Raw genomic sequence first — 22,403 nt, 5'->3', positions numbered from 1 at the left:
AAAAATACAACAGCGGAAGCGATGTGCAGCTACCGTTTATCATCAAAAATCAGTCTGCCTGTAATTTAGGCTGATTTTAATACGTAACCAGACTGTGAATGGAGTTGCTGAAGGGCAAAAGCGGGGCGCGGCCATTTAAAAACTCCAGTTCAACCACAAACGCAAAACCGCTGATGTGCGCTCCAAGCTGTGTGGCAAGCGCAGCGGCAGCAGCAGCGGTGCCCCCGGTAGCCAGCAAATCGTCGTGTACGAGCACATTCATACCCGGCTGCAGCGCGTCGGCGTGCATTTCGATGCGGGCGGTGCCGTATTCGAGGGCATACTCAATGCCAATGGTTTTGGCGGGCAGCTTGCCCGATTTACGCACCGGCACAAAGGGCACTTTAAGGGCCTGCGCCAAGGCATAGCCAAACAAAAATCCACGGCTTTCGATACCCAGCACGGCATCGGGGCGGTGGTTGCCAAGGCGTTCGATGAAGCCGTTTACGATTACGGGCCCCAGTTCGGGTTTATGGAGCAGCGGGGTAATGTCTTTGAAAAGGATGCCCGGCTTGGGGAAATCGGGAATGTCGCGTATGGCGTTTCTGATCTGATCCACGAGTTAAAGAGTAAGATACGGCGCAAGTTTACGGTATAAATCGGGGCCGAACAACTGGCAGCGCATCACATCGGGCAGGGTGCGAAACGGGCCGTGTGTATTGCGGTAATTAACCAGTGCAACCGCCAGCGCGGGCGTGAAATAAGGATGCCGCCGCAGCTCGGCCGCAGAGGCCGTGTTTATGTTTACTTTGCGGATATAGGAACTGTCTGTTTTCACTTTGCCATCGAGCAGTTCCAGCCGTTCCTGATCAAAGCCAAACACTTCGAGCAACTGATCGGGCGAGTGAAAGCCTCCCAGCCGTTGCCGGTAGGCCACAATGCGCCGGGCAAACACCGGGCCTATTCCTTCGAGCTTCATCAGTGCCGAGGTATCTGCAGCATTAAGCTCGACTACCGGCGGCAATGGCTTTGTTTGATGCGCGGCCACCGGAAGGTGGAATTGCTTGTCCCCGGCAGGCTCATCGGGCAATACAATAAACGGCTCGAGTTCGGTGTATAATTCGGCCGAAACGACAAACAGTTTTTTCACATCCTGCCGGTACACGAACTTCCCGCCCGAAGCCTCGAATTTTTTTACCGAACGGGCCTGAGCCGGACTAAGACCAAGCTCAATCCATTTGTATTCGGGCAACTGGTTGGGATTGAAGTAAAACTTCTCACGGCGCGAATAGATGGAATGTTCGCTGGCCAGTTCATGCACCTGTTCGAGCTGAATTTCGGGCAACACAGACTGCGAATCGGTTGCAGCCTCAGTGTGAACAGCCGCCAGCAGTTTGTTGAACGTATCGTAATTGCGCTCTGGCAGTGTTTGCGTGGCACCCATCCAGAAATGAACGCCGCACAGCACAATAACTGCCACACCCAGCACCACAAGGGCACGCTGTTCGTTGCGTGTAAAACGGAAAAGCGGATGAGGCTGGCGCGGCATCGGGGTAAAGATGCCGGTTTGTGCTGTTTCACCTGCAAATTGCGTATCGAAATTCGTTGATACGAATGGTAATTTTTATTGATGGTGCCCGGTATTTTTTCCACCCCGGCTGGCAATAAAATACAACGGCACGCCAATGGCTACAATAATAAGTCCGCCCACCGTATTGCGCGGCTGAAAAATGAGCAGATCAATACAAATGGCGGCTGCAGCAATGATGTAAAACGCAGGCAGCCACGGATACCCGAGGGCGCGGTATGGGCGCGGTGCATCGGGTTCGCGGCGGCGCAATACGAAAATGCCGGCAATGGTTACCATGTAAAAAAGCAGCGAGGCAAAGGTGGCGTAAGTGAGCAAATCGCTGTAGCTGCCCGAGAAGCAAAGCCCCGAAGCCCAGATGCACTGAATCCACAGCGCAAAGGCCGGTACACCTTTGCTGTTGAGCGTGGCGGCGCGGGCAAAGAAAAGTTTGTCTTGCCCCATGGCATAAAACAGGCGTGCCCCGGCCAGAATGATGCCGTTGTTGCAGCCGAAAGTAGAAATCATAATAAGCACAGCCATTATTGTGGTGGCCACATTGCCAAAAATGACGGTGGCGGCAGCTGTGCCTACGCGGCCTTCGGTGGCAAACTGCATGCCCCGCGCCACGGCATCGGCCCCTTCGGGGCTGCCTTTAAGCGGAAGCAGACAGAGGTAGGCCACATTGGCCAGAATATAAAGCACGGTAACAATGGCGGTGCCCAGCATGAGGCTGCGCGGAATATTGCGCTGCGGCTCTTTTATTTCGCCGGCAATGAAGGTGACGTTGTTCCACGCATCACTCGAAAAGAGTGAATTGATCATGGTAGTACCAAACACCGCCAGCAGCGAGAGGCCGCCAAGCACCGTGGTGTTCCACACTTTTGAATCTACATCCTGCGTGGTTTGTGCGGCGCTCCACATATCGGTGAAATTGGCTTCGAGCGTGCCGCTGCCAATGCCGATACCTATGCCCAGCACAATAAGCGCAAACAACGCCAGCAATTTGGCCGAGGTAAACACCCGCTGCACCAGCGAACCGCCTTCGACCCCGCGCGAATTAACGAAGGTGAGAAACACAATAAGCAGCACAGCCACCACATGCCGTGCCGTAATGCTGAAACTGCCCGCACTGAACAGCACATTTTTCTGACTGAACACCGGCACCAGCTCCGAAGCATAGTTGGCAAAAGCCATGGCCACGGCGGCAATTACGCCGGTCTGGATTACCGAGAAAACCGTCCACCCGTATAAAAACGCCGTAAGCCGCCCGAAAGCGCGGCGAATATATACATACTGGCCGCCGGCTTCGGGCATCATGCCGGCCAGCTCGCCATAGCTGAGGGCGGCGGCCATTGTAATAACGCCGGTTACCAGCCAGGCCAGCAGCAGCCAGCCCGAAGCACCCAGATCGCGGGCCATATCGGCACTTACCAGAAAAATGCCCGAACCAATCATGGAACCGGCAACCAGCAGGGTGGCATCGGTAAGGCCAAGTACGCGGTGGAGTTTGGAGTTTTCGCTCATCAACGGGAGTTTAACACAAAAGCCGTTTCTGAATTCAGAAACGGCTTTTGCGGAGATATACGTTTTACTTCGACTTGAGTTTGCTGTTTACACTGCCGTAGCTGAAGTAAATCACCAATCCAATAGCCATCCAGCCAAGCGCGCTGAACTGGGTTACATGATCGAGCGAGAAAATCATGGCACTGCACACCAGAATGCCCAGAATTGGCACAAGCGGCACAAGCGGTGTTTTAAACGGACGCACGGCATTGGGCTCGCTGCGGCGCATGAGAATAACCCCTACGCACACCAGCACAAACGCAAACAGCGTACCTATACTTGTTAAATCGCCCGCTACGCTGCCGGGAATAAATGCGGCAAAAAGGCCAACAAATACAAACAGAATCCAGTTTGATTTGTACGGCGTTTTGTGTTTGGGGTGAAGCGCAGAGAATACTTTGGGCAACAGGCCATCGTTAGCCATTGAGAAAAACACTCGGCTCTGCCCCATAAGCATTACGAGAATTACAGAAGAGAAACCAGCCAGAATAGCAATGGTTACCGAAGTTTCGAGCCACTCGTAACCTTTCATATAGGTTTTGATGGTATAGGCTACTGATGCTTCTTTACCAAGTTCGGGATTTGCAAAATCGCTCCACGGTGCCACACCGGTTAATACGTGTCCGAAAAGGATATAAAGAATGGTGCACACCAGCAGTGAGCCGAGAATACCAATGGGCATATCGCGCTTGGGGTTTTTGGCTTCCTGTGCAGCGGTTGAAACCGCATCAAAACCAATAAAGGCAAAGAACACAATAGCCGCACCGCCAAGCACACCGCCCCAGCCATGCTCAAACACACCTTTGTAACTAACTACAACTTTACCCGCTCCGTTAAGCACATCGGGTGTGCCTTCGGGAATCATGTACGGAGTATGGTTAGCGGGATTGATAAACTGCCAGCCAATGGCAATGAATACAAGTACAATGGCAACCTTAATGAATACAATAACTGCATTTACCCAGGCCGAAGCCTGTGTGCCGCGGATAAGAAGCATGGTGAGGGCAAGCAGAATGCCAAGAGCGGGCAGGTTGATAAAGCCACGGGTACCATCGGCAGCTACTTCAAATGGACTATGGCACCATTCATATGGTATTGCCCCTCCAAGCAAATTATTTAAGTATTCACTCCATGCGATAGAAACTGTAGCTGCGCCAAGTGCATATTCAAGTACAAGCGCCCAGCCAATAATCCATGCCACAAGCTCGCCCATGGTGGCGTAAGCATAGGTGTATGCGCTTCCTGCAATGGGAATCATGGAAGCAAACTCGGCATAACAGAGGCCGGCAAATGCACAACCAATGGCCGCAATGATAAACGAAATGGTAACGGCTGAACCGGAGGCTTCGCCGGCGGCAGCAGCAGTACGCACAAAAAGGCCGGCTCCAATAATGGCTCCGATACCCAGTGCAACAAGGCTTCCGGCACCCAGTGTGCGTTTCAGCCCCTTTTCCGAATCGGCGGCCTGAGCCAGCAGCGAATCAAGGGATTTCTTACGAAATAGACTCATAATAGTAGTATGTAGTGCTTTTTGTAAAACAGTTGAATTGCCAAATATAGAAGAACTGCCCGAAATTCGGCTAACAATGTAATTTTACAGGCTATGTTGCTAACAATTCTTTTTATGCTGGGCTATGCCGCCATTGTACTTGAGCATCCGCTTAAGCTCAACAAATCGGCCTCGGCGCTGATTACGGGGGTGGTTTGCTGGACTGTGCTGGTGCTTATGGGTGAGGCGCACCTGATTAATGAAGAACTGCTGCATCAGATGGGCGAACTCTCGGGAATTTTATTTTTCCTGCTTGGCGCCATGACCATTGTGGAGCTGATTGATGCGCACGACGGGTTTGAAGTAATTACCAGCCGAATTACCACCACCAGCAAAAAAAAGCTGTTTATGGTTGTGGGGATTACGGCCTTTTTCCTTTCTGCAGTGCTCGACAACCTGACTACGGCTATTGTAATGATTTCGCTGCTGCGTAAGCTGGTGGCCGATGCCGAGGACCGGCGCTATTTTGCCGGGCTGGTAATTATTGCGGCCAATGCGGGCGGGGTGTGGTCGCCAATTGGCGATGTAACCACCACCATGCTTTGGGTGGGCGGGCAGATTACCAGCGTGAATATTATTCTTAAGCTGATTGTGCCCTCGCTGGTATGCCTGCTGGTGCCCATGCTGCTCATGCTGCGCAAGGTAAAAGGCAGCATTGCCCGGCCCGAATTGCCGCAGGAGCAGGTGCGGTGCGCGCCCTCTACACGTGGCGAGCAGCTTACGGTGTTTGCCACGGGCGTAGGCGTTTTGCTGTTTGTGCCGGTGTTTAAATCGGTCACTCATCTGCCGCCGTTTATGGGTATTTTGTTGGGTGTAGGCATGTTATGGGTAGTGACGGAAATTATTCATAAGCGGAAAAATGATGAGGAAAAGGCTTCGCTTTCAGTGGCGCGCGCGTTACAGCGGGTGGATACGCCGAGTGTGCTGTTCTTTCTGGGCATACTGCTGGCTATTGGTGCGTTGCAAAGTGCGGGGCTGCTTACGGCACTGGCACAGGGCATGGATCAGGCCATTGGAAATATAGATTTAATTACGCTGGCCATTGGCCTGAGTTCGGCCGTGGTGGACAATGTGCCACTGGTGGCTGCGGCTCAGGGCATGTACAGCCTGAACAGCTTTCCGACTGATCATTATTTTTGGGAATTCCTCGCCTACTGCGCCGGCACGGGCGGAAGCATTCTGGTGATTGGTTCGGCAGCCGGGGTGGCTATTATGGGTATCGAACGCATTGAGTTTTTCTGGTACGTGCGCCGCATTTCGTTTCCGGCGCTTATGGGCTATTTTGCCGGGGCGCTGGTGTATATGAGCATGGCTGCGCTGATACACGCATAAATTTGACCGATATGACACCTGCAGCATACGCACAGGCGCTGCGCCGCTTTTTTGCCGCACAAGGCAACCCGGCCGAGGCAGTGGCCATGGCTGCCTACATGAAAAACAACTTTGTATTTTTTGGCATTAAAGCCACACCACGACGGGTACTGGGCAACACGTTCATTAAACAGCATGGCCTGCCCGAACGCCCCGAAGATACCGTGCGTGCAATATGGCAGTTGCCCGAACGCGAACTGCATTACTTTGCCATGGAGCTTTGCGGAAAACTGGCCAAAAAAGCGCCGCCCGAACGGCTCACCCTGTATGAAGAACTCATTCTCAACAACTCCTGGTGGGATAGTGTGGATTATATCAGCCCGCACCTTTGCGGCCCCCACTTTATCCGCTACCCCGATCTGCGCAACCATACAATAAAAAAATGGCGTAACAGCAGCAATATCTGGCTTATGCGCTCGGCACTGTTGTTTCAGATGACCTATAAGCAGCAAACTGATGAAGAATTGCTTTTTTCACTTTGCCGGGAAATGGCAGGGGTTGATGAATTTTTTATTAAAAAGGCAATTGGCTGGTCGCTAAGACAATACGCCCGAATTAAGCCTGGAAACGTCCAGAAATTTGTAAAAAACACCCCTCTGCCGGCACTCAGCTTGCGCGAAGCACTCAAACATTTTTAATGCGGACTGAACAAACCTTATACTGGTATGTTTAAGGATTAAAAGCATAAATCAGCAACTAACATAAACAAACCGCTTAAAATCATTTGTCCATGCCCAACTCCCGAGTTCTTGTTGTAGAAGATGAGCCAAAAGTGGCTGATTTTATTACCCGTGGCTTACGCGAAGAAAGTTTTCAGGTGGATCATGCTGCCGATGGTATGGTTGGAAAATCGCTTGCGCTCGCTAATAACTACGACCTAATTATTCTCGATCTGCAACTGCCGCGCCTGAATGGTTTGGAATTGTGTAAAATTTTGCGCCAGCAAAACTCAAGTGTTCCTGTGCTTATGCTTACCGCACTGGGCACGCTTGATGATAAACTTACCGGATTTGAAGCAGGTGCCGATGATTATTTGCCCAAACCTTTTGAGTTCAGAGAATTACTGGCGCGCACCAAAGTGCTGATGAAACGCAACATCAGCGCAAACGAAGAAAATCAGCTTGCCATTGGCGATCTGGTAATGGATTTGCACGCAAAAACAGTTACCCGCAGCGGTCGCCACATACAGCTTACTGCGCGTGAGTTTGCCTTGCTCGAATTACTTATCCGCAATGCCGGCCGTGTACTTAGCCGCGCTGAAATTGCCGAGAAAGTATGGGATATCCGATTCGATACCGGTACGAATGTAATTGATGTATATATCAATTTCCTGCGCAAAAAAATCGACAAAAATTTCGACACAAAACTGATTCATACCATTATTGGTATGGGGTATGTGATTAAAGTAGCCGAAGCGGCATGACCATAAGGGCCAGGCTTACCTTACGGTTTACCACCATTGTTTCGGCAATTACCATTGCCATTTCGCTTATTGTTTATGGCTTTTCATCCTACCACCGCCAGCAGGAGTTTGATGAGCGGCTGTATAATGAAGCACAGCACACAATTAGTTTATTTTTTACGGTTGATGAAGTAAACTCATCGCTGCTGCGGAAAATAAAAGATGCTGATTCTTCTATGGTGGGTGAATACCTTACCATACATGGACAGAATGGTGAAATTATTTTCAATACCGATGGGGCCTCTGCACCAGTACTCCATGCCGGGTTTCTGCAAACAACCGCGAAAACCAAATCAGAGCAGCTCCATCAGGGCTCTGACAATAACCGTGATTTTGTAACATTTACCTACACACATAAAGGTAAAGTCTGCAATGTGGTTATTTCGGCGGTTGATTACTGGGGACTCGAACAACTCCGGTTTTTGCGGCTGATTCTTTTTACATGCTGTTTGGCGGCAATGTTGCTTGCGGCTCCGCTTGGCTATGTGTATTCGGGCCGGATGCTGCACCCCATTACGCGCATGGTGAATGAGATCAGCGAAATAAATGCGCTCTCGGCAGGTACGCGCCGTGGCAAACGCCTGAGCACAGGCAAAGAACGCGATGAACTTGAACGCCTTGCTGTTACGCTAAACCGGATGCTGCAGCGCATAGAACAATCGCTCGACGCGCAACGCAACTTTGTGGCCAGCGCCTCGCATGAACTCCGCTCACCGCTTACGGCCCTGGCCGGACAAATTGAAGTAGCCCTGCGCCAGCCGCGCAGCGAAAGCGAATACCGAAGCCTGCTCGAATCACTTACCGACGACCTCAACCGCCTTACTGAACTCACCAACGGCTTGCTTACACTGGCAAAAACAGACGCCATTGTGGATATGCCCACTATAAATTACCGTGTTGATGAACTGGTGGACGATGCTATTGTGGATATCCTTAAGCGCGATAAAAACTGGCAGGTAGATGTGGATTATGACGAGTTCCCGGAAGACGATGAACTTTTTAATGCCACAGGCAACAACAACCTGCTGCGCATTGCGCTGGTAAATATTCTCGATAATGCCTGCAAATATTCTCCCAACCACAAAGCTGAATTGCGGGTAGGCCTTACACAAGAAAACATTGTGCTTCAATGCATCGACCACGGTATTGGTGTGCCGGATGCGGAGAAAGAAAAAGTTTTTGGTCGTTTTTTCAGGGCCAGCAACACAGGAGGCATACGCGGCCACGGACTGGGGCTGCCTCTTGCCCGGCGTATCTGTGAACTGCATGGCGGCGATTTGCAGCTTGTATCAGAACTTAATAAAGGCACGGTAGTCACCATGACCGTGCAACGCCACACCGGACGCAAGGCTTAATGTGACATTAACCGGTTTGCCTGCTTCTTAATTTTGCTTTCATTTCTTCCCTTCTATTGCGTTGCATATTTGTAATTGTAGTAGAATAAATTCACCAGATGTGAAGGGGAGGTTATCATGGAAATAAGCAAAGAACAAATTGCCGAATTGCGGTTTCCGAAGTACGATGTACTGCCGAGTGAAGCAGAACGTACAGAACGTATGCGTTCTATTGGAAATGCCGTGCTGGCAAGCAACCTGCATAAAGTAAAGGTGGCAATTGAATTTATGTGCAGCGAGGGAACCCGTAAGGTAGTAACCACAATCTGGCATTGTACAGATAAACACGTGGTACTCAAGGGAGGCCGGGTAATTCCGGTTCACGCCATCGTGAAAATAAGCTGAGCAGTTTATTTGCTACGCCACGTGTTCGGCCTGCGCCGAAATTTCCCACGTATGATCAGCAAGTAAACGCAGTGTGGCAAGCCAGATCATCGGCGAATTTGCGCCCCACTCTTCAGGCGACACCATAGAAAGTACATCTTTCCCATCTTTCCGCCGCTCATACAAATGATAAATATGCCCGATTACAGGTTTGAAATTCATGTCGGCCTTGTAAATACGCTCAGACATTTCTACCCTGTCGTGAATGCCTTGTGCCTGCGCCATAAGCAACTCTACCTGCTTTCGAATCTGATCGAGCTGCCGGTTGGTTTGCTCATACATAGCCTGCATGGCATTGCCCTTGGTACGGCCTTTATCTATAGGCCGGATAATTGCGCTGCCGGCCGTGTGCGCATAAGGCAGCAAACCCGGGTTGGATGCTGTTTTCCAGGCTTCGATCGGATTTACGATTGATTCGTTAACCGGTTGGTTTTCGCTCATGCTAAAAGAACAAGCAAATGCGCAGAATGTTGCTTTGCCTGTATTGATCACAAAAATAATACGAATCGTTTATCAAAATGCCATACAGACAAGCCGAACACTGTACAAAAAGTAGGCAACTAAATTTCATATCTATGCAAGTAAGACACATCTTAGCCCTGGTTTTGTGCTCCGCCATTTTACTGGTCTCATGCTCAGAAACTACTTTAAAAGAAAAAAAAGACTCAATTACTCAGGCCATTGTTCAGGGTGTAACTACTAAACCCGAAGTACAAAAAGTAATTGATGACCTCGGACTGGTGTATGTAGAAGAAGGTGCTCAAACAATTATTACCTATGAGGAGGTAAATGCGGCACAGCAGGCCTGGTGCGATGCGCTGGTGAAAATTGGGCAGCTCAAGGAAGAGGGTGGCGATTACAAAGCCTTTGCCGAGCAGGTTTTATCTGACGCTTACAACTATGATTATGGTAAAGTGTTTTTTAAACCCACTCTGGCTTTTGGCGACCAGACTTTCAGAAACGACAAAAAAGGAGCTCTTGCCTATTTCATTGGCGGCGACCCGGATTACCCGAACGATAAAGGATTTGCATTAACACCCTGGGTAAAAGCCCGCTACGACAATGCCGGATCAAACAATGAAGGCATACAGATTTATGGTTCAATAGCCATAACGATGGGTAATGTATGGGTTACCGATAAATCAGGCAAAGAAGTAATGGTGGATAAAACGTGGGTGTTTAAAAAAGGCAAAGACGGAAAACTCCGCATTATCGTTCACAAGTCATCCTTACCCTTTTCTCCTGCCAAATAAAGCACTTACTGCTCGTTTTGCAGCTGCAAATCAAGTAAAGCCAGTCCTTCGCTGAAACTGCGTGGTGTGTAGCCAAATGCCTCACGGGCTTTGTCTATCACAAATCCTGTGCGCGGCGGGCGGCGTGCAGGCTGGTTTATGGTGGCCGATTGTGTGGGAGTAATGAGCGATTTATCGAGGTTCCAGTAATCGGCCACGGCATACACAAGTTCGAGTATGCTCATAAAATCTTTGCCTGATACGTGGTAAACGCCCTGCGCTTCTTTTTCGGCGCAAAGTATGCAGCCTTCGGCAAGGTCTTCGGCCAGCGTGGGGGTGCGAAACTGGTCGTTTACCACGTTTATGGCTTTACCGTTGCTCAATGCTTCGCGTGCCCAGAGCACCACGTTTGAGCGGCTCATAAAATCGGCAATGCCGTACACAATGATGGTGCGCAAAATGGCCCAGCGCAGACCCGATTGCATTACGGCATGCTCGGCATCGAGCTTGGTTTGTGCATACCAGCTAAGCGGATTGGGCTTATCATCTTCGCGGTAAGGGCCGGCCTCACCATCGAAAATAAAGTCGGTTGAAAGATGAATGAAATGGGGCCGGTAGCTTTCTGTTTGCAGGCTTTCCAGCGCGGCAAGCTGATGCGATACCGCTTCAACATTAAGCAGCCGGGCTTCATCGCGCCGGGTTTCACAGGCATCCACATTGGTCATGGCGGCGGTATTAATTACCACATCCGGACGATACTGTGCAAATACATTATTTACTTCACCGGCATCGGTAATATCTAGCGGCACATAAGAATAACCATCCTGAATGCGCAGCCGGTTGGGCCCTTTGGAAGTAGCCACAATATGAAAGGATGCGCCGTTTTTGTTACGGCCAAGCAGGTTGTACACCAGTTTCTGACCAAGCAGGCCGTTACTTCCGGTTATGAGTATGGTTTTGGGCATATGCAGATGTTTTGCTGCCATGCATCACGGTTAGTGAGCTAACAGCGCCTTGAGTTTGGTAATCTGTTCGGGGGTGCCCAGCACAAACAACTTGCCGTCGGGCAAAAAAGGTGTTTCGGGCGAGGGGTTAATTACATACTCACCGCTTCCCGATTTGAAACCCACAATATTTGCGCCGGAGCGATTGCGTATTTCAAGTTCACGTATGCTGCGGTTGCGCAAATGTTCGGGCAAACTTTCGTAAGTAATTTCTTCAAGGTTGATATCCGGGCCACCCTGTCCGGTAATAAAATCCACAAACTCAATTACATCAGGCTTCAGTACAAGCGAAGCCATATGTGCGCCGCCAATCCTGTCGGGCATGATTACATTGTTAGCTCCGGCCGTTTTAAGCTTTTTGTCTGAATTATCATCAGAGGCGCGACTGATAATGGTAAGGTTTGACCTGAGCGAGCGGGCCGTTAGTACAATAAAGAGGTTATCCGCATCAACAGGCAGTGTGGTAATTAGTGCCGATGCGCGTTGAATACCGGCTTTTTCGAGCACTTCATCCTGTGTGGCATCTCCTTTCACCACTAGATCAGAATGGCGGTGACTGAGCAGTGTATCCACTACTTCCTGTCTGCTTTCAATTACCACAAAACGTTTGCTGTGCTTTTTCAGCACATGGGCAGCCTGCCGGCCATTGCGACCATAGCCGCAAATAATTACGTGCCCCTCTAACTCATTAATTGCATTCACCGTTTTGTAGGTTTTATAGTAGCGGCCAAACTCGCCATCCATTACATACACCGTGAGTGTGGTAATGGCATATGCAAAAATACCAAAACCGGTTACGATAAGAAAAATGATAAATACCTTTTCCGGAGGGGAGGGATTATATACTTCACGGAACCCAACCGTACCAATGGTGATTACGGTCATGTATAACGCCTCTATGAATGTATATTTCGGGTTAAGCAGCAAAAACCCGAACGTGCCTCCGAAAATTACGAGCAAGAGCAGACACGCGGTGATATATAATTTACGGAATTGCTGAAAAGGAAGCATTGTTGCGAGTTGAGGATGGCTTAACAAATGGGCATCCTGTGCCTACAACTCCCAAACACTTGAACGGCGTTTACGACGAAAAGGGAAAAACTCTTTATGCTCGAGAAAAAATGCCATTATGAAATACAGAATTACCGGCGAACCTACGGTAAAAAACGAGAGATAGATGAAATACATCCTGATGCGGGTGGGCCTGATGCCCAGTTTTTTCCCCCACCAGGTGCATACACCAAAGGCTTGTTGTTCAAACCATGATGCAATACGATCGATGAATGGAATACCTGTCATATACCGGATGTGTTTGGTAGTGCAAAGCTAATCATCACTAATTTAAGAAAAAAAGACTTTGCAAAGAAATGATGCCTGCTAACGAAAAACAGATTTTAATTTCCGAGGCTGTTTAAAATGCGTTTTCGAGGTTTGTGGTGAGCCGATTTTTTCTCAGACATGGCGTCCTGCTGAAATAGCGGGAAAGACGACACTTGAAGTGAATTAACAAAAAACTTAACACCGGATGAGGAAAAACAGGCCATAAAAAATCCAAATGATGATTATTTAAGCAGCCTCTCATTGCAACACCAGTTTTTGTATTGTTCTATTTCTGGCCGAGCGGTACTCCATAAAATATGCCCCGCGTGCAAGGCCTGCCACAGACAGGGTACACCTGCTTTGGCCTTGAGGTATGTAATACTGAAGCACCTCCCGGCCAGATGTATCTAATACCCGTATTTCGGCTTCCGGCTCCGGCTCAAATTGCAGCATTACAATATCTGATGCGGGCACCGGATATATGTATAAAGGCTGCATAGCCGGAGCAGCCTGCACAGCCGTGCCCAATGCTTTGCGTACAATAAAACAGTTGAACTGCCTGCTGGTATGCGGTACAGCATTCCAGCCCAGCGGAACTGCCACCTGCGTGTGCTGAAGTGGCAGCATGATTGAGGGCGAAGCCGTATTGAAAACGCCGCTATACACCGGAGGACCGTAATAATTTTGCGCATCCACAACTTCAAAGGCATCGCCATTGGCTAATCCCTGCAGGCTAACTGACACGGCTGGCTGCATCGCCCAGTTATATACGATGAGCATGGAACGCCCTGCTTCATACTGGTCTGCCTGTTGAAAAACTACTGTACCCGTTGGTATTGAATTGGTATATGTGCTGTTAATATCAAACCCGCTTTGCTGCACCCAGCTTGCAAACGGCGACGGCTGGCCCGACTGGAAAGCAAACTGCCCGCCGGGCATAGTACCGAAATACGTGTTGTTGTTCCAAGCATAGCTACTACCTCCCGGGAAAAGGGCTGCCGCAGTACCACTTCTATAAAATGTATGATTAAACTGCACCTGTGCTGTATCCCAATTAATTACAGCCAGACCAGCCCGGCCATTTCCGGCGAAATAGTTACTGTCTATCTCCAATGAACCGTAAGAAGAAGCGGGTGTACCCGCTAGTACATCAAAATCATACAAACTGGTATGAATATAACCCGTATCCTTATCATACGTAAAATTGCGGGCTATGCGTATGTCTGTAGCCTGATAGGGCGCATAGGTTTCAACAAGTAGGTTATTTAACCTGAAACCGGTATCTGTTAAAATCCCATTATGAAAAAGCATATTGCCGTTGAGCTCAAAGCCCCGCACATGCCCCGGATTGGGATAGAGATGTATGCCAAAACCAAATTGATTGAAAATAATATTGTGGCTGATATGTTTTACCCCGCTATCGTTTTGCGTGTATATACCATGCCCGTGCGTAATGTAGTTACCAATACTGTTTGAAGTGCCGCAATTATAGATCAGACAGCCATAAATTTCGGCATCAACTGCTTCTTTCCAAAAACCAAAACCGTGCCCCGTATCATGTATCACCAAATGAATGAATTTGCAGTGAGCTCCCTGAGCCTGCACACCCATTGGCCTGAATGAAGAGGAGGATGTACTGCTACGGATTGACGTTGTATTGGTGACTTCGAAATCCTGATAAATTGTCCACGCGCCGTTTACCTGTAATGTGGCGCCTGATGCATATTGCCGGTTATCTGCCAGGGTGGCCCGCTCGCCGGAATAAGGCATAACTACAATGTAATTGCCCGGACTACCCGTTAGAGCACTTACATAGTTGCCTGAATAAATCCCTCCGCGCAAATAGAGCGTATCACCGGCCAGCAAAGGCATGGGGTGTGAAAGCGCCGTTTGCAAATCCCACGGTGAAGCCATGCTCCCTGATGCTGAACTACTGCCGGATGGCGATGCAAACCATACGGCTGCAACGGCTTTGTTAGCCCAAAAAAGGAACACAAAAAACAGCGCGAGTTGCTTCATAGCATTAATGTACAATGTATTCAGGGAATGATGCAAATATTTAATGTGCTGTGAAATCGGTTTTACGGAGATTCGTTTGATAAGATGAATTATTCACCCCTCATTATTTACAAATAGTCCTGATAATTTAAAGACGAATTGCATCATTCTCAAAACAAGCATTTGTTTACATACTGATCATGTATGTATGTTGTGTGAAATAGCCGGACAATACCCGCTTTAAAACTTTCTGCAGCTACAGTAAGCTAACCTGCTTTTCTAACTGCCGCTTTAAGCGGGGCTTCCAGCAAATAGCGCCCGATTGTGCAGTTAAGGCACATTTTATGGCTGCAATAGTTTTTATGCAGGTGAATAAGTGCCTGACTTTCAGTGGCATTTGTGGCACACAGGCCCTGCTTTTTCCACTGGCCGATGAGGTTGTTTTGCTCGGGTTGCAAAGCTTCAAACCAATTCATGGCTTTTTCTTTGAGACGGGGTTCATCGAGCAGTGTGCCGCGTGTAAACATAAATGGAATAACTACATTAATGAGAATGAGTAGTTGCATTTGTGTGCCGGGCTTTTTGTTGGAGGGCGCCGCCACCAAACCGGGAATAAAATGGGTGCGCCAGTACTCACCTGCTTGAACGTTAAACAGGGCCAGCGCCTCTTGGGGGGTATCACAAACAAGTAGTTTTTGAAACAGGCGTGGGGTTTTGTGCATAATTGCGGCCAGCTGGGCCAGCCTCACCGCCGGGAAATTGGCCGGGCGCATACGCAGATGCTTCCAGTTGTGGCCGGGCTGAGGCTGCAGCTTGTGCAAGACACAAAAGCTTTGATACGTTTGACTGAGTGTGCGGCAATAGTCGTCGGGTGGAAACTCGGGGAGTAAACCGGCCTGCCCCAGCAAAAGTGCCTCCAGAACCTCGGGCTGATCCTGTTTGCGCGCAAGCAGATGCCACGGCAGGCTGCGCGCAAGCCATGAAAAAGGCTCGGCATTTACGCGCGTGCCAAAACTACGCAGCAGCATGCGGTAGAATGCAAGCTCCCAATCCATACCGGTTTGTTCAAGCTCTTGTTTTATAGTGCTTACTTTTATTTCAAGCCGCTCCGCCATGAGCCGCGCAAGCCAGCCCGTAGTAATAATTGCGGGCACCTGCCCAAGTTCAGATGCACAGGGTATCCACTTGTGGCTGGCCAGAAAGTACTCGTAACGGGCAAATAAATCGTTTTCCAAACGGCCCTTAAGCGCAAGTGTAGGGGTATGTGCGGGCATGAGCTGCCTGATGCCCGGTGCCGAAGAATCATCGTCGTAAACCACATGCAACACCACATTGTTGTAAGCTGCATCAAACTGGTGCCCGTGCCGAAGCCAGTCACTTGTGCGGATGTGGATTTCTACATTACCGGCCCAGTAGTGCGTACCTATTTTAAGCCGGGCATTAAAAAAATCAGGCCCTGAATCTTTGTTGTGTGTGCCGGGATCAATAACCTGCACAAGCTCTCCCTGAGAAGTGATTAGATGTGATGGATTATACTGGCGGGTTTTCCATATATAGTGGAGAAAATCCTCTGTCATTTGAAATTCTATTTAATAAATACATACTATACAAAACTTAAATCCTATCCAATAAACTTCCACAAAGCTAAGCCCTGCCAATACCCTCTGTCAAGTCCTTTCAATAAATTATTCGATTACAAACGAATACAAACGGCTACACGCAGGCTCTTGGCGCGTAAACCACTATTAACCAAGCAATACCAACAACACTTTATTCTGTAACAAAAAATGCTCAGCAGTACTTATCGAGTAAAATTTCCATTTCCTGCTGCATTCGTTTGGCTTCTTCGCGGGCTTTATCGGCAAAGTCTTCGCCATTTGATGCATATAAAATACTGCGCGATGCATTTACCAACAGGCCACACTGTTTATTCATACCATACAGCGCCACTTCGGCAAGGCTTCCGCCCTGGGCGCCCACGCCGGGAACCAGTAAAAAATGATCAGGCACAAGGGTGCGTATATGAGCCAGCTTATCGGCCTTGGTGGCGCCTACCACATACATCAGATTATCGGCTGTGCCCCATTGCTGCGAGGTGCGAAGCACTTTCTCATACAATTGCCCGCCACTTTGTAGTGTTTCAAATTGAAAATCGGCCGCGCCTTCGTTTGAGGTGAGCGCAAGCAATATTACCCACTTGCCTTCGTAGCCCAGAAAAGGCTTTACCGAATCGCTGCCCATGTAGGGTGCCACGGTTACCGAATCAAACCCGTAGTGCCCGAAAAACGAACGCGCATACATGGCTGATGTGTTGCCAATATCGCCCCGCTTGGCATCGGCTATGGTAAAATGCGTGGCGGGTATATGCTGCATAGTGGCCTGCAGGCTTTGCATACCTTTTATACCATCGGCCTCATAAAATGCCAGGTTGGGCTTGTAGGCCACACAATACTCGGCAGTAGCTTCTATTATCTGCCGGTTAAACTCGGCCACCGGATCGGGGTGACTGAGCAGATGCGGCGGTAGTTTGGCACTGTCTGTATCAAGACCTACGCACAAAAAACTTTTGCGCTGGGATATTTGCTCAAAAAGCTGGGCACGGTTCATCTTTACTTGGGTTAGGCGGTTGTTCCCTCTCGCAAACGTTCGGCATTTTCGGCTACCTGCAGGGCTTCAAGCATACTGCCAATATCGCCGGCCAGAAAAGCCTCAAGATTGTGCTGGGTTAAACCGATTCGATGATCGGTAATGCGGCTTTGCGGATAGTTGTAGGTGCGTATTTTGGCCGAACGGTCGCCGGTACTTACAAGCGTTTTGCGGCGACGGGCAATATCACCCATTTTCTTATTGTACTCCAGCTCATACAAACGTGTGCGCAACATTTGCATGGCGCGTTCACGGTTGCCCAGCTGGGTGCGCTCTACCTGGCAGGTTACCACAATACCCGAAGGCTTGTGTGTAAGAATTACTTTCGACTCCACCTTGTTTACATTTTGCCCGCCGGCACCGCCCGAGCGAGCAGTTTGCATGTCAATGTCTGACGGGTTGAGCTGTATATCCACATCTTCAGCCTCGGGCATAATTACAACCGTAGCCGCAGAAGTATGCACGCGTCCCTGTGTTTCGGTATCCGGCACTCGCTGCACACGGTGTACACCTGATTCGTATTTCAGCGTACCATAGGCATTATCGCCAATAATATTGGCAATAATTTCCTTGTAGCCGCCCATGGTGCCCTCGCTGAAATCGACTACTTCTACTTTTAAATTATTTTGCTCACAAAAGCGCGAGTACATGCGGAATAAATCGCCGGCAAAAAGTGCGGCTTCATCGCCACCGGTGCCGCCACGTATTTCGAGCACGGCATTGCGGGCATCTTCCGGATCTTTCGGAATAAGCAAGGTGCGGATACGTTCTTCTTCAGCCTGCTGTTTGGGATGCAATTCTTCCAACTCCTCTTTAGCCATGGCTATAAAGTCAGGATCCTTTTCAGTAGCCAGCACCCGTTTGGCCGATTCAATATTCTCAAGCAGCTGTTTATAGCTGTGATAGGCTTCCGAAATAATTTTCAACTCCTTGTATTCGCGGTTAAGCTGTGCAAAAAGCTTCATATCAGCCATTGCTGCCGGTTCGGCAAGGCGCTGTTCCACGTCTTTGAAACGCTCTTCAATAGCCGCTAACTTATCAATCATATGTATTGAATATCTTTATTTCTATTGTTTACTGATAGATAAACTCCCCTTTATCTGAACGAATGGTGAGTTTTTTTGCACCTGCTTCTACCCGCCCCACAATTTGTGCATCAATGCCAAACCCTTTTGATATGGCAATTACACGCTGGGCATGTTCGGGAGCCAGATATACTTCCATCCGGTGCCCCATGTTAAACACCTTGTACATTTCGGCCCAGGGTGTTTGACTTTGCTCCTGAATAAGTGCAAACAAAGGGGGTACATCAAACAGGTTATCTTTTATTACATGCCCCTCTTTCAGAAAGTGCAGCACTTTGGTTTGTGCACCACCGCTGCAATGCACAAGCCCGTGTATGTGCGCACGCATTTCGGCCAGCAGTTGCTTGATTACCGGTGCATACGTGCGCGTTGGCGAAAGCACCAGTTTGCCGGCGGGCATGGTTTGGCCATTGCCAATGTCTATTTCATCGGTTAAGTTTACACTGCCGCTGTACACCAGTTCAGGGTTAACGGCCGGGTCAAAACTTTCGGGGTATTTAGCGGCCAGGTAATTTGCAAACACATCGTGCCGGGCCGACGTGAGTCCGTTGCTGCCCATGCCGCCATTGTATTCGGTTTCATAGGTAGCCTGCCCGAATGAGGCAAGCCCCACAATTACGTCGCCTGCACGAATGCCATCGTTACTGATTACCTCGCTGCGTTGCATGCGGGCGGTAACGGTTGAGTCCACAATAATTGTACGTACGAGATCGCCCACATCGGCTGTTTCGCCGCCGGTGCTGGCAATGCCAATGCCCAGGCTGCGCAGCATTTCAAGCACTTCTTCCGTGCCATTGATAATGGCCGAAAGCACTTCGCCGGGAATCAGGTTTTTGTTGCGGCCGATGGTTGACGAGAGCAGGATATTGTCTGTAGCGCCTACACACAGCAAGTCGTCGGTATTCATTACTATGGCATCCTGTGCAATACCTTTCCACACGCTCAGGTCGCCGGTTTCTTTCCACCACAGGTATGCCAGCGACGATTTTGTGCCCGCTCCGTCGGCGTGCATTACAATGCAGTGTTCCTCACTGCCGGTAAGCAAATCGGGCACAATTTTGCAAAATGCTGCAGGAAAAAGGCCTTTATCAATGCGTGCAATGGCATTGTGCACATCTTCTTTCGAGGCCGAAACGCCCCGCTGGTTATAGCGTAAATCTGTCATTTGCTGTGGCAAAAAAGAAGCCTCTCCCGGTTTTGCGGAAGAGGCCTCAAAGGTAGTGCTTTTATGCCTTACAGCGGCTTAGTACTTGGGCTTTGCCGGAGTAGTAGCAGGCTGTGTTTTGGGAGGCGTGGTGCCTGCGGGCTTGCTGCCTGCGGGTGTAGTGGCACCGGGCTTGCTGCCGGCAGGTGTGGTGGCACCGGGCTTCGGTGTGCCGGGAGCCGGAGCGGGTGCTGGCGCCGGAGCGGGTGCCTGCTGCTGCGGTTCTTCTTTTACATCTGCACCTGTGGTATCACCCATGTCGTCAAACGCACCTGAAAGAACTTTCGGACGAACAATTTTACGCTGGTTCGGATCGGCAGGTTTGGTAGGATCAACATAATCCCAGCTGATTACGCGGAATACCGTGCGGCGGTTAAGCTGGTGCAGTGCTTCCTGCTCCTGCTTGGTTTTCTGGCTCATAATGTACTTCTCGGTGAGTACATTGCCATCGCCCATACGCAGCGGACGCTCTTCGCCGTAACCTTTGGCTACCATGCGGGCTGCGGGGATACCTTTTTCTTTGGTAAGGTAATCAACGCAGGCCTGAGCACGTGCCTGTGAAAGTTTCTGGTTGTAGGCGTTTGAAGAACGAGAGTCAGTATGTGAACCAATTTCGATAATGATGGTCGGGTTATCAATCAACGTCTGATAGAGGAAGTTGAGTGAATCTTTCGACTCAGGACGCAGGTTCGACTTGTTAAGGTCATACAGTACGGCGGGGAAACGGATTTCAGTTTCGGCCGGTACCAGACAGAAATCAAGTGTGTAATTTTTCGACTCGTTCTGACCAATTGTGGTGAGTTTGCCTTTGTCTTTATCGGGCAGGTTCAGGTAGTTTTCAGCCTTAGAGCTGCGGCCTTTATCGGAGAATACCGTAACCACGTATGATACTTCGGGAAGAAGTGAAGCCGAATATTTACCCTGTGCGTCTGTGGGAACTTCCACAGCCGAACCGTCGGAACCCACAATACGAACGGAAGCACCTTGTACAAAAATGGAAGGACCATATTTGCAGTCGGTTACCACACCTTCAAGTTTAAACACCAGCGGCGGCATGTAAAAAGACCAGATATCATCAGATCCTTTGGTGCCTTCGCGGTTTGAGGTGAGGAAGCCGCGTTCTTTTTTACCGTCAAACACGATACCGAAATCGTCGCCGGGCGAGTTCATCGGGTATTTGAGGTTTTCTACGTTGCCCCATTTCCAGGCATCACCGGGCTGTTTGGCCGCCTTGAAAATATCAAGACCACCCATACCGAGATGTCCGTCTGAAGAGAAGTAAAGATCACCACTTTCGTGCAGGAAGGGGAAACCTTCGCGGCCGGCGGTGTTAATGGCAGCGCCAAGGTTGCTGGGTTTGCCCCATTTCTTGGCTTTTTTGTCATATACAGACATCCACAGGTCAGACTTCAAACCACCGGTGGTTCCTTTCATGTCTGAAGAGAACACCATTACCTGATCATCGGCACTGATGGTGGGGTGACGGAAGTGGAAGCTGTCGAGCACGGCAGCATCAAGACCAAAGTCAACCAGTTCGGGCTCACCCCATGCGTTGCCTTTTTTGGCAGCCATGTAAATTTTGCAGGTAATGAGCGATTTCTTGGCCTGATCGCAACGGGTGAAATAAATTTTGTCGGCCTTTTTGTTTACACAGCTGGCACCTTCGTTGCCGAGGCCGCTGTTTACATCGCCCTGCAGCACACCGGGCGAACTCCATTTGCCGTTTTTGTCCACCTTGGTTTCAAACAGGTCGGAATACATGGTACCCGAAATCGGGTCCACTTTATTGCCGGTCTGGCCTTCGCGCTGCGAAGTGAAAATAAGGGTGGTGTGTTTTTTATCGCCGTAGGTGGGAGAAAAATCGTAGTCTTTCGAATTAATCTGAGCTACGTTTTCTACTACCCAACGGGTGGGCGCGTCTTTCCATTTCTGTGAAAGCTCGCTCGACTTGATGCCATTTTCGCCGGCAGGATCAGAAGGCACCATTTTCTGGTACTCCTGAAATGCGGTGATGGCCTCATCGTATTTCTGGTTAATTTTTTTGGCTTCGGCTACCCAGAGATACATTTTATCATCTGTGTGCTTGGCTTTGATGGCCTTGTTGTACCAACTTTCGGCCTGTTTCCAGTCGTTGATTTTGCGGTAGCATTCAGCAATCTGGAAGGTGATTCGGGCTTTCTCCTGTTTGTTTTTAATCTTGGACATGCCCTTTTTGTACAAATCAATCGCACTGTAATACTGTTCCGATTGAAAAGCACGATCTGCATCGCGGATAAAATTTTTCTGTGCATGCGCCGTAGCGGTGAATGCAAGCAGAAAAACAAGAATCGCAGAGAGTACCTTAACGAGTTTCATAGGGTGCTGCGTTAGTGTTTCTTTGGGTTTGACGTGGCTGCTAAGATATACAAATCCTTCAAATATCGAAATTGACACACATTTTTTTATGCGCAACCTGCCGGATATTCTTAACAGTCATTTGTATAACGACTGCCCCGGCAGAAGATACGACCGCTTTTGCGGGCTAAGCACAACAGGCTGTATATCAATCTCATTAATTTAATCAGCGACCCCGCTCCCGGCTCAGGCGGCACGGGAACGGGGGCTGTAAAAGCGGGGTTGGCCGCCCGGATTTTCAACAAACA

Annotated in this window: 20 protein-coding genes; 6 read left to right on the top strand and 14 right to left on the bottom strand. The window is 49.4% G+C overall.

The genetic code is table 11. From position 1 onward, the window contains the following. Positions 1–76 precede the first annotated feature (76 nt). From IM638_02550 to IM638_02535, 4 genes are all read right to left on the bottom strand, one after another. Entirely contained in the window at positions 77–598 is a 522-nt protein-coding gene (locus IM638_02550) for an adenine phosphoribosyltransferase (protein ID MCA6361891.1), read from the bottom strand. Positions 599–601: 3 nt separating this feature from the next. After that, a complete protein-coding gene (locus IM638_02545; GenBank protein MCA6361890.1) occupies positions 602–1,528 on the bottom strand; it encodes a ComEA family DNA-binding protein in 927 nt (308 codons plus the stop codon). Between the two features lie 75 nt (positions 1,529–1,603). Continuing rightward, on the bottom strand, positions 1,604–3,073 hold the full coding sequence (locus IM638_02540) for an amino acid permease (GenBank protein MCA6361889.1): 1,470 nt from the start codon (positions 3,071–3,073) through the stop codon (positions 1,604–1,606). Between the two features lie 64 nt (positions 3,074–3,137). Further along, complete coding sequence (locus IM638_02535) at positions 3,138–4,622, bottom strand: amino acid permease (GenBank protein MCA6361888.1); 1,485 nt, start codon at positions 4,620–4,622, stop codon at positions 3,138–3,140. A gap of 93 nt (positions 4,623–4,715) precedes the next feature. Between IM638_02535 and nhaD the strand changes: the two genes are divergently transcribed. The 5 genes from nhaD to IM638_02510 all read left to right on the top strand — a co-directional run bounded on the left by nhaD (position 4,716) and on the right by IM638_02510 (position 9,233). Continuing rightward, positions 4,716–5,993, top strand: a complete 1,278-nt coding sequence (nhaD, locus tag IM638_02530) for a sodium:proton antiporter NhaD (GenBank protein MCA6361887.1) — start codon at positions 4,716–4,718, stop codon at positions 5,991–5,993. A gap of 11 nt (positions 5,994–6,004) precedes the next feature. After that, a complete protein-coding gene (locus IM638_02525; GenBank protein MCA6361886.1) occupies positions 6,005–6,670 on the top strand; it encodes a DNA alkylation repair protein in 666 nt (221 codons plus the stop codon). A gap of 92 nt (positions 6,671–6,762) precedes the next feature. Further along, entirely contained in the window at positions 6,763–7,455 is a 693-nt protein-coding gene (locus IM638_02520; protein ID MCA6361885.1) for a response regulator transcription factor, read from the top strand. Continuing rightward, complete coding sequence (locus IM638_02515; GenBank protein ID MCA6361884.1) at positions 7,452–8,849, top strand: HAMP domain-containing histidine kinase; 1,398 nt, start codon at positions 7,452–7,454, stop codon at positions 8,847–8,849. The genes IM638_02520 and IM638_02515 overlap by 4 nt, the downstream gene beginning before the upstream one ends. Before the next feature lie 117 nt (positions 8,850–8,966). Beyond that, the gene (locus IM638_02510) at positions 8,967–9,233 is read left to right on the top strand and encodes a hypothetical protein (protein MCA6361883.1); all 267 of its coding nucleotides are present in this window, start codon (positions 8,967–8,969) and stop codon (positions 9,231–9,233) included. 12 nt (positions 9,234–9,245) lie between these two features. On the opposite strand, the gene IM638_02505 is transcribed toward IM638_02510, so the two are convergent. After that, positions 9,246–9,713: a DUF2452 domain-containing protein gene (locus IM638_02505; protein MCA6361882.1), complete on the bottom strand. Its 468-nt coding sequence runs from the start codon at positions 9,711–9,713 to the stop codon at positions 9,246–9,248. Between the two features lie 326 nt (positions 9,714–10,039). Between IM638_02505 and IM638_02500 the strand changes: the two genes are divergently transcribed. Next, positions 10,040–10,525: a hypothetical protein gene (locus IM638_02500; GenBank protein MCA6361881.1), complete on the top strand. Its 486-nt coding sequence runs from the start codon at positions 10,040–10,042 to the stop codon at positions 10,523–10,525. A 5-nt stretch (positions 10,526–10,530) separates the two neighbouring features. Here IM638_02500 and IM638_02495 read toward each other — a convergent pair whose 3' ends face one another. The 9 genes from IM638_02495 to IM638_02455 form a co-directional block, all read right to left on the bottom strand. After that, positions 10,531–11,469, bottom strand: a complete 939-nt coding sequence (locus IM638_02495) for an SDR family oxidoreductase (protein MCA6361880.1) — start codon at positions 11,467–11,469, stop codon at positions 10,531–10,533. Between the two features lie 30 nt (positions 11,470–11,499). Further along, positions 11,500–12,519: a potassium channel protein gene (locus IM638_02490; protein ID MCA6361879.1), complete on the bottom strand. Its 1,020-nt coding sequence runs from the start codon at positions 12,517–12,519 to the stop codon at positions 11,500–11,502. Positions 12,520–12,561: 42 nt separating this feature from the next. Further along, a complete protein-coding gene (locus tag IM638_02485; GenBank protein MCA6361878.1) occupies positions 12,562–12,789 on the bottom strand; it encodes a PspC family transcriptional regulator in 228 nt (75 codons plus the stop codon). A 297-nt stretch (positions 12,790–13,086) separates the two neighbouring features. Then, entirely contained in the window at positions 13,087–14,847 is a 1,761-nt protein-coding gene (locus tag IM638_02480; GenBank protein MCA6361877.1) for a T9SS type A sorting domain-containing protein, read from the bottom strand. A 245-nt stretch (positions 14,848–15,092) separates the two neighbouring features. Next, the gene (locus IM638_02475; protein ID MCA6361876.1) at positions 15,093–16,403 is read right to left on the bottom strand and encodes a DUF2851 family protein; all 1,311 of its coding nucleotides are present in this window, start codon (positions 16,401–16,403) and stop codon (positions 15,093–15,095) included. Between the two features lie 214 nt (positions 16,404–16,617). Next, positions 16,618–17,433 (bottom strand): orotidine-5'-phosphate decarboxylase, encoded by an 816-nt coding sequence (pyrF, locus tag IM638_02470; protein MCA6361875.1) that lies wholly within the window; start codon positions 17,431–17,433, stop codon positions 16,618–16,620. An 11-nt stretch (positions 17,434–17,444) separates the two neighbouring features. Next, complete coding sequence (prfA, locus tag IM638_02465) at positions 17,445–18,518, bottom strand: peptide chain release factor 1 (GenBank protein ID MCA6361874.1); 1,074 nt, start codon at positions 18,516–18,518, stop codon at positions 17,445–17,447. A 28-nt stretch (positions 18,519–18,546) separates the two neighbouring features. Continuing rightward, positions 18,547–19,722 carry a phosphoribosylformylglycinamidine cyclo-ligase gene (locus IM638_02460; GenBank protein ID MCA6361873.1) on the bottom strand — a complete coding sequence of 392 codons (1,176 nt, stop codon included), beginning with the start codon at positions 19,720–19,722 and terminating at the stop codon, positions 18,547–18,549. Positions 19,723–19,800: 78 nt separating this feature from the next. After that, a complete protein-coding gene (locus tag IM638_02455; GenBank protein MCA6361872.1) occupies positions 19,801–22,116 on the bottom strand; it encodes an OmpA family protein in 2,316 nt (771 codons plus the stop codon). Positions 22,117–22,403 lie beyond the last annotated feature (287 nt).

It is taken from the genome of Bacteroidota bacterium, from assembly GCA_020402865.1.
Lineage (GTDB): Bacteria > Bacteroidota > Bacteroidia > Palsa-965 > Palsa-965.
The sequence above is the reverse complement of the archived record's forward strand: the minus strand, read 5'-3'. Positions and strand labels throughout refer to the sequence as shown.